This is a genomic window from Vibrio sp. Vb0888 (genome assembly GCF_033338835.1).
GTDB lineage: Bacteria > Pseudomonadota > Gammaproteobacteria > Enterobacterales > Vibrionaceae > Vibrio > Vibrio alginolyticus.
This window is the reverse complement of sequence record NZ_JAWOTL010000037.1, coordinates 1-11,200: the sequence shown is the minus strand read 5'-3', so window position 1 is coordinate 11,200 and position 11,200 is coordinate 1. Positions and strand designations below refer to the sequence as shown.

The 11,200-nt window shown below is 44.0% G+C and carries 12 protein-coding genes and 1 pseudogene; 4 read left to right on the top strand and 9 right to left on the bottom strand.

The genetic code is table 11. The annotated features are described in order from the left end of the window. Positions 1 to 273 (top strand): VF530 family DNA-binding protein (locus R7P72_RS23300; protein ID WP_318110770.1); only part of this gene is annotated, 273 nt, incomplete at its 5' end. Between the two features lie 151 nt (positions 274 to 424). On the opposite strand, the gene R7P72_RS23295 is transcribed toward R7P72_RS23300, so the two are convergent. The 5 genes and pseudogenes from R7P72_RS23295 to R7P72_RS23270 all read right to left on the bottom strand — a co-directional run bounded on the left by R7P72_RS23295 (position 425) and on the right by R7P72_RS23270 (position 4,261). Further along, positions 425 to 1,675, bottom strand: coding sequence for a DEAD/DEAH box helicase (locus R7P72_RS23295; protein WP_104980805.1), 1,251 nt, complete (start codon positions 1,673 to 1,675; stop codon positions 425 to 427). 393 nt (positions 1,676 to 2,068) lie between these two features. After that, positions 2,069 to 2,539, bottom strand: a complete 471-nt coding sequence (locus R7P72_RS23290; protein ID WP_005375547.1) for a hypothetical protein — start codon at positions 2,537 to 2,539, stop codon at positions 2,069 to 2,071. Continuing rightward, positions 2,529 to 3,439: pseudogene (locus R7P72_RS26400) on the bottom strand (hypothetical protein). The gene R7P72_RS23290 and the pseudogene R7P72_RS26400 overlap by 11 nt, the downstream one beginning before the upstream one ends. A 320-nt stretch (positions 3,440 to 3,759) precedes the next feature. Beyond that, a complete protein-coding gene (locus R7P72_RS23275) occupies positions 3,760 to 4,005 on the bottom strand; it encodes a hypothetical protein (protein WP_005375556.1) in 246 nt (81 codons plus the stop codon). A gap of 40 nt (positions 4,006 to 4,045) precedes the next feature. Next, entirely contained in the window at positions 4,046 to 4,261 is a 216-nt protein-coding gene (locus tag R7P72_RS23270; RefSeq protein WP_005375557.1) for a DUF3820 family protein, read from the bottom strand. Positions 4,262 to 4,404: 143 nt separating this feature from the next. Between R7P72_RS23270 and R7P72_RS23265 the strand changes: the two genes are divergently transcribed. Beyond that, a complete protein-coding gene (locus tag R7P72_RS23265) occupies positions 4,405 to 4,713 on the top strand; it encodes a cysteine-rich CWC family protein (protein WP_213906902.1) in 309 nt (102 codons plus the stop codon). Between the two features lie 38 nt (positions 4,714 to 4,751). Here R7P72_RS23265 and R7P72_RS23260 read toward each other — a convergent pair whose 3' ends face one another. After that, positions 4,752 to 5,096, bottom strand: coding sequence for a HopJ type III effector protein (locus R7P72_RS23260; RefSeq protein ID WP_005375560.1), 345 nt, complete (start codon positions 5,094 to 5,096; stop codon positions 4,752 to 4,754). A 199-nt stretch (positions 5,097 to 5,295) separates the two neighbouring features. On the opposite strand from R7P72_RS23260, the gene R7P72_RS23255 reads away from it, so the two are divergent. Continuing rightward, on the top strand, positions 5,296 to 7,065 hold the full coding sequence (locus R7P72_RS23255) for a choice-of-anchor I family protein (protein ID WP_005375562.1): 1,770 nt from the start codon (positions 5,296 to 5,298) through the stop codon (positions 7,063 to 7,065). Between the two features lie 71 nt (positions 7,066 to 7,136). Here R7P72_RS23255 and R7P72_RS23250 read toward each other — a convergent pair whose 3' ends face one another. Both R7P72_RS23250 and phhA read right to left on the bottom strand, forming a co-directional pair. Next, a complete protein-coding gene (locus R7P72_RS23250) occupies positions 7,137 to 7,475 on the bottom strand; it encodes a 4a-hydroxytetrahydrobiopterin dehydratase (RefSeq protein ID WP_005375563.1) in 339 nt (112 codons plus the stop codon). After that, positions 7,465 to 8,259 carry a phenylalanine 4-monooxygenase gene (gene phhA, locus R7P72_RS23245; protein ID WP_005375564.1) on the bottom strand — a complete coding sequence of 265 codons (795 nt, stop codon included), beginning with the start codon at positions 8,257 to 8,259 and terminating at the stop codon, positions 7,465 to 7,467. The genes R7P72_RS23250 and phhA overlap by 11 nt, the downstream gene beginning before the upstream one ends. Before the next feature lie 222 nt (positions 8,260 to 8,481). Here phhA and R7P72_RS23240 point away from each other — a divergent pair, with 222 nt between their 5' ends. Further along, positions 8,482 to 10,455: an acetoacetate--CoA ligase gene (locus R7P72_RS23240; RefSeq protein WP_054702036.1), complete on the top strand. Its 1,974-nt coding sequence runs from the start codon at positions 8,482 to 8,484 to the stop codon at positions 10,453 to 10,455. Positions 10,456 to 10,604: 149 nt separating this feature from the next. On the opposite strand, the gene R7P72_RS23235 is transcribed toward R7P72_RS23240, so the two are convergent. Beyond that, a partial coding sequence (locus R7P72_RS23235) for a class I SAM-dependent methyltransferase (RefSeq protein WP_318110769.1) occupies positions 10,605 to 11,200 on the bottom strand: 596 nt, incomplete at its 5' end.

Genomic DNA, 11,200 nt, shown 5'->3' with positions numbered 1-11,200 from the left:
AAGCCTTCGATTGCAAGTAGCGTGAAGTATTTAAAGAAAACCGAATGGGCGAGAGAAAAATTAGAAAACTTTTACCTTTATCGCTTTAAGCGCATGCCACGCGCGAGCGAAGAAGAATACAACTTACCACCAAGAGCTCGTACCTTCCCTCATGGCCTTGAACCTAAAGAGCCAATGCCGCTAACCGTTGACTCTATTCTTAAGTCACAAGCCAAAGCAGCGTCTGCATTTAAAAAGCGTTCACCTCGCGGACGCCCTGCTCGTCGCCAATAACACTATCTTGAAAAGCAATAGAGCCCTACTGGTAGCTACAGCAGGGCTCTATTGTTCTTTAAAGGAATGGCTAGAAGCGAAGACTCAAGCTAGTGAGCATTCCTTTTCTCTAACAACTCCCGTAAGTAAACTCACATGTAGTTTACGTTTTCTATTGATTACGCTTTTTCTTCTTTTTACCCGTACCTGCCGGCTTCGCTCGCGGCTTCATTGGTAAAAAGTAGGCTTCACTCTGATCGTCTTCCACTTCAAAACCGACTACCTGCTCGCGTTCAAGTTGGAACTTATTTTTCTTTTCTATCACTTTGAAATGGTGGTAGTCGTCGTAATCGATAAGAGATAATCCTAAACCTACTTCACCAGCACGACCACTACGACCGATTCGATGCATATAATCAGCAGGGCTACGCGGAAGATCGAAGTTAATCACCACTGGAAGTTTTTCAATATCAAGGCCGCGTGCTGCGATATCGGTGGCAATAAGAACTTGAATCTCGCCAGACTTAAAACCGTCAAGGACACGAGTACGAGCGCCCTGCCCTTTATCACCATGGAAAACTTCAGCGGTAATACCGCGTTTTGACAACTTTTGAGCTAAATGATTACAGGCATTCTTAGCATTCACAAAAATCAAAGTCTGTCGCCACTGATGCTGTTTGATTAAGTGCGCGAGTACCGCCGTCTTCTCACCTTTATTTACACTAAACACGCGCTGCACCAAAGTGCTGGCTTCTGCGCTCTGCAACTGAACTTCAACAGGGTCGCGGAGCAACTGCTGAGCCAGCGTCGTGACTTTATCAGGGAAAGTAGCAGAAAATAACAGCGTCTGTTTCTTCTCTGGTAGTAACGCAAGAATCTTATTCAGTTCTTCGGTAAATCCGAGGCTCAACATTCGGTCGGCTTCGTCAAGGACGAGCGTTTCTACTTGGTTCAACTTAATCGCGTTACTGGATACCAGATCAAGTAATCGACCCGGCGTAGCTACGATAATGTCACAGCCACCGCGAAGCGCTAGCATTTGTGGGTTCACCGATACACCACCAAATACGGCAACCGTTTTGATCTTATCTCGAAGATGGTATGAGTAAGATTTGACGTTGTATGCCACCTGTGATGCCAACTCACGAGTTGGTACTAAAATCAGGTGGGAAACGAAGTTGCCACGGCGATTGTTTGATCCGTCTTGCTGAACAATTTTTTGCAAGATTGGCAGCGAAAAAGCAGCGGTTTTACCAGACCCCGTATTGGCACCACCAATAATATCTTTCCCTTCAAGGATATCAGGAATAGAACGGGATTGAATGGGCGTCGGTTGGCTGTATTCCAACGCTTCTAGTCGCTCGACTAATGTTGGAATCAGGCCAAGATCGGCAAATGTCGCTTGCTGTGTTTTATCTGTCATTACGATGAGTGGCTCAGTGCTAGTAAAGGCCGTGTATCTTATGCTATTTCGCGTCTGGATGTTAGAGATAATGGCCCAAACAGAAGATTGGTGAAAGAAGCACTATAGAGTTCAGGAATTTCCTTTCACTAACATGAGTTAATGGTTTCGATAACCAATACTCTACGACCAAGATGGTAGCGTTCGCGACAAGCAAAGAGAAAAGGAGCCAGGCACTCTGACTCCTGTAAAGCAAAATACAGCTTGAGAAAACCCTATAGCTTATAATTGGACAAAAATGCGTTACGACAAATAGAATATTAGCAACTAATGGATAACTTCAAGTATTGAGAGCTAGCGCATGACATGTACATACGCTAGCAGGGTGCTTGTGCCAAGAGCTTGAAAGATGATTTAATCGCACGAACTAGGGTCTAAAACATACGTCCGACTTGAGGATTTTAATGTAAGTTCTTTTTCAGAAGTACATTCAATATAGTCATATTGCTTTATTTTTTCTCTCGTGTTGTTATCTAACCATATGGCAGAGGCAATAGAACTTAATACTATTATCGCTATAGAATATAGCCCTGTTTTTGTCGAAAATGGTACTTTTAGTAATAGTTCTGTTGACCTGTGTAGCATAGCTATGGGAATGATCGCTATAAAACCAAATATTAGAAGGCCTACAAAAGAAGCAACATTGTTCACTAAACCTGCTAGTTTTACTTTAGGAATGATACCGATTGAGTTGTTAATGCTAATTAACTCATTAATTGAGCTGTAGCTCAACCACACCATAAAAACCATAAGAGGCCAACTAGCCATCACTTTAAGCCAACGCTTTATCTTTAGTCTTCGGTTAAATTTTTCATTAGAAATCATTAATAGTTTTCTCTACTTGATTCTTCATCGGTTCCGTGAATTTAAATTGGTCATCTAGTTTAGATATTTCCTTTCCTACAATAAACGCAGTAACAGCGAAAATACCAAGTGTTAGAGCGGTTGGCACAACAAGTACCGTACTTAATGTTGCGACTCCCAGAATAGTTATTCCTTGAGCGATAACTCCTGCGGCAATGCCCTTAGATATATCCGCTGTAAATTGGCCGACCACTTCACCTAGCGTTTTTTCATCATGTAGAATGTAGTCAACCGCATTAACCGCACCACTAAACACAAGTTCAACATAGATGTTGCCTTTCAAGAAACTGACATTGCCTTGAACAGTATTTAGAGCATGACCAATTTTAAGCATTTGTGGTGTTGCTTCTTGCCAACGGATACCTAGGTCTAAATATTTAGGCTTGTAGTTCTCAACCACAATATTCATTACACCATTGATATTGACAGCTTTAGCGGTTGCCCCCAACCGCCAAGCTCTTTAGCGACCTCATAAGCGCCTTTAAGCCCCATGCCTACGCCAGTGTAGTCCTTGCCGTTCGAAAGTTGTCCATGCGAGTCTTTGATGAGCAAGTCTAAATACTCGTTACCTTCTTCAACAGTCAGTACCGCAATACTCACGTTCTCTTGTTGAGAGGTGTCCCACTGATATTCTTTAGCTTGCTTTTGTAAATCATCGTTCCATTCTTTTTCTGTTAGGTCGTAAGCTTGTTGGACCGCTTTGCGTTCAGCAAGAACGCGCTCTCTATTTTCAGCCCATCGTTTCTCATCGCTCGCGGTAGATCTCAGCTCTTCCTGACGTTCTCAGCGTTGACGTGCTGCTCGTTCTCTAGTGGTTTCTTGTCTTTCTTCTGGGGCTACAGGAGAGGATTCATATCTCATGGGAGTCGGTTTTACTGATAAATAAAAAGGATAATAACAATATTTTCAGTGATTTATCATCCCCAACAAGATTGCATGATGATTTAACCAATTAAATAGGCAGTTTGACTAATCAAACAAGCACAATGAAGGCTCAATAGTGTTGAGTTACATTCAATCGGATAACTTTTCGTAGGGTAAAACGTACGAACCAAATTTTGTAGAGTATTTATTCCAGTTCTTTTTTGGGGCAATAAAGAGTTAGCCTAACGGTCTGGCTCTTTTGAATGAAAAAATAGTCTGGTGGGAGAACTTGTAAGGCTGTGGCAGGTTACACTCACTTACTCCTTAGGCAGGTGACCAGTTTCCTTCGCTAGCTTTTGCATCGCCTCGGCAAACGTTGTTGTCCCGCCTTTAGCTTTAACCTGTATTACCTTATATCCCAACTTTTCCAACGCTTGGCGCTCTGCCAAAACAGCTTTGTCATTGTGTTGGCTACCTTGAGCTGGCTGATGAATGTAACATCCCTCTAGTTTACCATCTTCGACCAATTGGTGATGTTTCAGTGCATCGATATCAAAATTCATAATAAGTCTTTTCATTAAGAGTGGGAGTTTCTGTGGCTAGTTACATACGCTTCAAAGGCTTCACGACACTATCTAAGCCTTCAATTTTGAGCGCTAAACATAGCTTGAGCAAATCCCCTAGCTCGCCGCTTGGCCAGCCCTTTTTATCAAACCACAGTAAGTATTCTTCAGGCAGGTCGATCAACACTCGCCCTGCATATTTCCCAAATGGCATTTGCATTCTAGCGAGTTTAATGAGGTTTTCTTTTTCTAACATAAGTGACAGAGAGTTAAGGTAACTCGTCCAAGGGTAACACTGGTTCTCCCTCCTCACCAGCAAATCGCAGTCACGTTTATTTTGGCGGCCGTGACTCGCTTTGTGCTAGAGTACGCGGCATAAAAAATGAGAACGAGAAAGCAATGAAGTCACCTTGTCGAGCAGCATGTAAAAATAACGCCGGAATATGCTCTGGTTGTCACCGGACGATGGATGAAATCATCCAATGGAAAGACAAAACCGATCTCCAACGAGATGCGATTATCGAACAAATCGCAGGAGAAGATTCAACGCACAGTTGTCCTGAGTGCGGGACTCAAGCCCATTGTGATATCGCCGCAGGCAAAGAGACATGCTGGTGCTTTACTATTGAAACCCGTGATTTACCCAAGCCAAGCGCCAACCAGCTGTGTTTGTGCCGAAAATGTCTAGAAAAAAAGCCAGTCGTGTAATACGACTGGCTTACTGATCATCGTTTTCTGACTGGTGTTTATTTAGCGGTTAAAGCGGACGCTTCAAACTTAATGCCTTCCCACCCTGTCACCATAAAATTACGAATATTCTGGTGATCGCTGTTCTCTGGATGCTGCAATACATCTTCACGATAAAAACGGCCAAAGCAGGCTAGCGTCGCTTCTTTATCTAGGTTGTTTAGCAAACCGAAAGCGAAGATCTTACACGAACCGTTGTTCTCGCCTGCATTGTTTTGTGTCTCACCATTTACAAAAGCGGTTGGCTCAAACGTATAGTTATCTTCGATCACCGCCATCGTTGCTTCAAATTCGACCTGCTCTGGTGACGCTGCCAATAAATCTAAAAACGATTTTAATTCCATTATTCCTCTATCCCTACTTCATCATATTGATGACACATTAGTTTCATAAAAAGCCAATATAAGAGTCATCAATCATACATATATTCAGAGCCTTACCAAATCACACGTCATTCAGCGCTCTATCATTCCAGTTGCGGAAATGGACAGCAGCATAAAACCCATGCTGATTGACAACCTATCGGATTGATAAGGAGATATCATGATCACCCCTTTAAAGGCAATCGGTGCACTCGCATTGTCATCACTTGCCATCGCGTGTTCATCACAACCCGAAGATACCGTGGCTTCATTCGCTACACAATGCAAACCTACCACTGCACCCGTTACTGGGGAAACGTCAATTCAAGGTTTAACTTTTATCGGAACATCCGTTGCTGATGCACCATTCGACACATCGGCAGCTGAAATCGTGAGTTATGACGCCTGTACAGATAAGCTCTATGTGGTTAATGCTCAAGCAAAACGTGTCGATGTAATGTCTATGGATGACAACGGCGTACCAACGCAAAGCGCATTCATTGATCTCAACAGCGCTGGCGAAGCAGCGGGCATTGAAATTGGCGCAGCAAACAGTGTCGCTGTATTCAATGGTTTGGTAGCAGTTGCGATTGAAAACAGTAATAAACAAGCGAATGGTATTGTTGGCTTGTACCGCTCCGACGATTTGTCATTAGTCATGACGTTTCCAACAGGCGCATTGCCAGACATGGTTGGCTTCTCAAAAGATGGCCGATACATCGCAACCGCTAATGAAGGAGAACCAAACAGCGATTACAGCATTGACCCTGAAGGTAGTATCACTTTGATCGATCTGAACCTTGGTGTTACTCAAGCAGAAGTGACACAAATTGGCTTTAACGAATTTGATGGTTCACGAAAAGCAGAGCTCCCAATGAATGTGCGTATTTCGGGGCCAAACGCCACCGTCGCACAAGATCTAGAGCCTGAATACCTCACTTTTGCAGATAACGGCAAAATCTATGTCGCGCTACAAGAAAATAACGCCATGGCAATCGTCAATCCAGAGAGCAAATCAGTAGAGCGAATTGTTGGCTTGGGTGAGAAGTCTTGGTCGGGCGCTAAACTCGATGCATCCAACAAAGACAAAATCATTGGGAACTTGAAAAGCTACCCACAACTGGTTGGCTTATTTATGCCTGACACTATCGACAGCTACTCAGTGAATGGGAGTACTTACATCGTATCTGCAAATGAAGGCGACGGGCGTGAGTACGGATTCACAACCACTCAAGAACTGTGCGACAAAGCTGGCTTTATGTGGGATGAAGACGATTACCTCGGTACAGATGAATATACATCTGAGCAAGGAACCTGTTTAAGCCATATTGATGAAGTGCGCGGTAAGAAGCTGAAAGTGGCAGCAGAACACCCATTGGCAGAGGCACTAAAAGACAACAAACAACTCGCGCGTTTAAAAGTGATTAAGCCGGAACAAACGCTTTCTGCACAAGAGAATGTTCAATCATTTGGCGCGCGTTCATTCTCGATTTGGGATGAAAACGGCAAGTTGGTCTTCGATAGTGGTGACGATTTCGCGACTATCGCGCTGCTGAATGAAGGCAAGAACTTCAACAGCACCAACGATAACAATAATAGTGGCGATGACCGAAGTGATGATAAAGGTATTGAGCCAGAGGCGATTGAAGTAGCACAAATTAACGGTCGTCATTACGCGTTTATCGGCTTGGAGCGTCAAGGCGGTATCATGATTTATGACATCACAGACCCGAAACAAGCGCAGTTTATGCATTACGTCAACCGCCGTGATTACAATCAGCCAGTATGTGCAGAAGTCGAAGATGGCGAATGCATGAACGACACATACAATCCAAAAGCAGGCGATTTAGGTCCAGAATCCATTAATTACTTTACCCGTAATGGTGGTCATTTTATCGCCGTTGGCAATGAGGTATCGGGCACGACATCCGTCTTCCGAATCAATCTATAAAGTAATGTAAAAGTCATTTAGAACCAAAACGCCCGACGTAAGCCGGGCGTTTTTTTGTATGAGGTAATGTCCTACTCTGCCGATGCTAGCGCGTCACACTTTGATGCGCAGATAAAATCGTTTTTATGCAGACCTTTGATAGAGTGACTCCACCACGTTACGGTAACCTTACCCCATTCCAACAAAATAGAAGGATGGTGGAACTCATCTTCTGCCAGTTCCGCGATTTTGTTACTGAAAGCCCATGCTTGTTTGAAGTTCTTAAATTTATACACCTTTTCTAGTTGAGGTATATCTTCTCTTTCAATGATCTGCCAATCAGACAATTGCAGAAGCAGAGACTGTTGCTCTTCTTTGCTTAGTGCAATGGCATCGATACTACAAGCTTCGCATTTTTGTTCATTCAACATGAGCAGGTTCCTTTGGTTCAAAAAGTGGAGGAAGCAGTCCAGCTTCAATCGCTAGATCGGCTTGTTTCAATAAATTTAACTGACTGATTTTAAAAAGCTGAGAAAAGTCATCAATCACGTAGTACTTCGGTTGCATGATGTCGATACGATAAGGCGTTCTCAGCACTGTTTGTAATTCAAATGGGTCGCGAATTGCTGCATCACTCTCTAATGCGTAGAGGGTTTCGCCAGGAGATGAAAGAATACCACCACCGTAAATTTTGGTTTTGTCCCCTTCTTTCACCAAGCCAAACTCTACGGTAAACCAGTAGAGGCGAGCGAGATAGGCTCTTTGTTTTGGGGTAGCGGCTTGCCCTAGTTGACCATAATGCTCGGTAAATGCAGCAAAGTCTGGGTTGGTTAACATCGCGCAATGACCAAATATTTCGTGGAAGAAATCTGGCTCCTGTAAGTAATCGAACTCATCTCTTGTACGCAAGAATGTGGCGACTGGAAAGCGCTTATTACCGAGTAGATTAAAAAATCGGTCGAAATCAATAAGCGCGGGAACGGGCTCCACTTGCCAACCTGTTGTCTCCATCAAGACACGATTAATTTCTGGTAACTGAGGAACGCGGTCTTGAGGTAAATCAAGCAGCGTCAAACCGTGTAAATAAGCCTCACAAGCTCTGTTTTGGATCACACCCATTTGTCGTGTTACCAAATCTCGCCAAATGGCGTCTTCTTCACGGCTCCATTCAACCCTGCCTTCCTGGTTTACGGGTTTAGAACGATACTGCGTCATGGCTCATCTCCATTAACAAATCCTTTACATTAAGCCTATCTGTAGTCTTAAGAGCTTCCAATCCCTGCGCGATTTTCTCAGCACCATCCCGATGTAACATATTGTTTACAACGCATCGTAACTGCATGATTTTTATAACACGATATAATCTCTGGCTTGTTTGACTTTATCGTGTATTCCTCTCAAACTAAAACCTGTTATCACTTTGTTATAGAGGGACCTATGCGCGAGAGCAGCAAAGTATGGCACCCGAGCGAAAGTCGTATCGAAGAAGCCAACATTACACAGTTTATTGAACACATTAATCGACAAGGAAATACCCTTGAAAGCTTCGCTGATCTGCATCAATGGTCACTCGATCATGTAGAAAAATTTTGGCAGGAAGTTTGGCTATTCTGCGACGTCATTGGCACTCAGGGAGAGACCATAAAAGAGCGAGCAGAAAGTCGCTGGCAGCAACCTGTTGAAAATAGGGATATAAAATGGTTCCCAAACGCGCAAATTAACTACGCCGAAAATTTGCTAACCTACGCGTGTCACCAACCCGATGATCTCGCGATTTGGTTTGAAAATGAACGTGAAGAAAAACAGACCTACACCTGGAAACAATTGTGCGAAGAAGTTTCGAGTGTGCAGCAATGGTTGAAAGAATGTGGAATTAAGCAAGGTGATGTCGTCGCTGGTTATTTACCTCACCTACCTCAAACGGTGGTAGCCATGCTAGCAACCAGTAGTTTGGGGGCGACCTGGACTTCCACCTCACCTGATTTTGGCGTCGAAAGCGTTTTGGAACGCTTTGGTCAAGTGAAACCCAAAATCCTGTTTACTTGTGATGGCTATACATTCAATGGCAAAACTTTCGATATGTCTGAGAAAAACCAGCATATTGCGGATCATCTTGATGGTCTTAAACAAGTTTGCCAAATTAGCTACCTTAAACCACACATTTTTGAATGCGATGTCTGCACCCAAGATTGGCAAAACGTCCTGAATCAATACACACCCGAAGCGCTGACTTTTACTCGTGTGAATTTTAACGATCCGCTATTTGTGCTTTATTCTTCAGGCACAACAGGCAAACCGAAATGCATCGTTCATTCCGTCGGCGGAACGGTGCTTAATCACTTGAAAGAGCATCAACTGCATTGCGATATTCAACCGAACGAACGCGTGTTTTATTACACGACCTGCGGTTGGATGATGTGGAACTGGCACGTTTCTTCACTCGCGAGCGGTGCATGTTTGGTGATTTTTGATGGTAGCCCTGTTTACCCCACTCATGATGTGCTCTGGGACCTCGCAGAACGAGCCGAAGTGACGCTGTTTGGAACCTCAGCAAAATACCTAGAGGCGCTGGAAAAAGCATCTTTTTCTCCGCAGAAAAGTGATGCATTTCCAAGTCTGAAAACCATTTGCTCAACGGGCTCTGTTCTGTATCCAGAACAGTTTGATTATGTCTATCAGCACATTAAAGAAGATGTACACCTCGCCTCGATTTCTGGCGGAACAGACATTTGTGGCTGCTTTGTATTAGGCAACCCTATTTCTCCCGTTTATCGGGGAGAGTGCCAATCAGCAGGGTTAGGGGTCGATGTCCGAGTCTTTAACCCACAAGGTAATAGCGTAATGGGAGAGCGCGGTGAGTTGGTTTGCGCCAATTCATTACCCAACTTCCCTGCTGGCTTTTGGAACGACACCGGTGAGAGATATCATCGCGCTTATTGGGATAAATTCGACAATATTTGGCACCACGGCGATGATGTTGAACAGACCAGCGTTGGGGGATACGTGTTTTATGGTCGAAGTGATACCACGTTGAATCCCGGTGGCGTAAGAATCGGCACGGCCGAAATCTATCAGCAAGTGAACTGTATAGACGGTATTCTAGATTCGATCGCAGTAGGAAAAGAAGTCGATCGCAACGAACAAATATGGCTGTTTGTCCAATTAGTCAAAGGGGAAGAGCTCAATGACGAGATGATCGCTTCCATCAAAGCACAGCTAAAGTCTGCATGTTCTCCAAGGCATGTACCTAGTGCAATTTACGCAATAAGCGATATACCTAAGACACGCTCAGGAAAGCTGGTCGAGTTAGCCGTTAAGCAAATCGTTAACAACCGAAGCGTCGAAAATTTAGGCGCAATAGCCAACCCTGAAGTGCTGGAGGAGATACGCAGGATAGTCGTCTCAAAATAACCTCCGAAGACTTAGTTGTTCGAGTATGTCCTTGCCTGCACCACGACGACTTGTTTAGAGCAAGTGAAGTTACATATACCCTCAGCAGATAAGAAAAAAGCGAGCTTGTTAGCTCGCTTTTGTCGTTTTTTGTCCTTTATTCAGCAGTATTAGCGGCGACCAAGCCCCATTAATACCGACATTGTTTTACCGTCAGATACAATGTCAAAAACGTGTTGCGATTCAACTTCAGTAAAGCCTGCTTCTTTCAGTGCACGCTCAGACTTCGCAAGGGTAAAACCGTCTTGTTCACATTCTGCAATCCAATCAAAATGAACAAAATAGCCGCCGTGGTTAAGTAGAGAATGCGAGATCGTTAATGACGCGTCTAAGTCTTCCACGAACGCTAAAACTGATGATGCAACCACCAAGTCGAACTGTCCACGAAACGCAGGGTGCTGAGCGACCAAGCCGCGAGATAATGCATCTACCACAGGTTCTACGTTGACGAGCTCTTTTTTATCGAGTTCCTCAATCATGGCTTCCGATGCGTCTAATGCTACGATGTCTTTAACCATCGGTGACAATCGTTGACTTAACTGCCCTGTTCCGCATCCAAAATCTAGTACTTTAATGCCATCAAGCTGAGTTAGCTGTTGTAACTGCTCAAACACCGACTGCGCAAATTGCTCTGTTGCTGGATTTGATTCCCAGTTTTTTGCTAAGCCGTCCCAATCTTGTGCCATCGTGGCCTCCATGTTCACTT

What these genes read in the sequence shown, in the direction of transcription:
- R7P72_RS23295 (WP_104980805.1), bottom strand. Translation starts at nt 1,675, where the DNA reads ATGACAGATAAAACACAGCAAGCGACATTTGCCGATCTTGGCCTGATT.
- R7P72_RS23290 (WP_005375547.1), bottom strand. Translation starts at nt 2,539, where the DNA reads ATGATTTCTAATGAAAAATTTAACCGAAGACTAAAGATAAAGCGTTGG.
- phhA (WP_005375564.1), bottom strand. Translation starts at nt 8,259, where the DNA reads ATGACGCAGTATCGTTCTAAACCCGTAAACCAGGAAGGCAGGGTTGAA.
- R7P72_RS23260 (WP_005375560.1), bottom strand. Translation starts at nt 5,096, where the DNA reads ATGGAATTAAAATCGTTTTTAGATTTATTGGCAGCGTCACCAGAGCAG.
- R7P72_RS23250 (WP_005375563.1), bottom strand. Translation starts at nt 7,475, where the DNA reads ATGTTGAATGAACAAAAATGCGAAGCTTGTAGTATCGATGCCATTGCA.
- R7P72_RS23275 (WP_005375556.1), bottom strand. Translation starts at nt 4,005, where the DNA reads ATGAATTTTGATATCGATGCACTGAAACATCACCAATTGGTCGAAGAT.
- R7P72_RS23255 (WP_005375562.1), top strand. Translation starts at nt 5,296, where the DNA reads ATGATCACCCCTTTAAAGGCAATCGGTGCACTCGCATTGTCATCACTT.
- R7P72_RS23240 (WP_054702036.1), top strand. Translation starts at nt 8,482, where the DNA reads ATGCGCGAGAGCAGCAAAGTATGGCACCCGAGCGAAAGTCGTATCGAA.
- R7P72_RS23270 (WP_005375557.1), bottom strand. Translation starts at nt 4,261, where the DNA reads ATGTTAGAAAAAGAAAACCTCATTAAACTCGCTAGAATGCAAATGCCA.
- R7P72_RS23265 (WP_213906902.1), top strand. Translation starts at nt 4,405, where the DNA reads ATGAAGTCACCTTGTCGAGCAGCATGTAAAAATAACGCCGGAATATGC.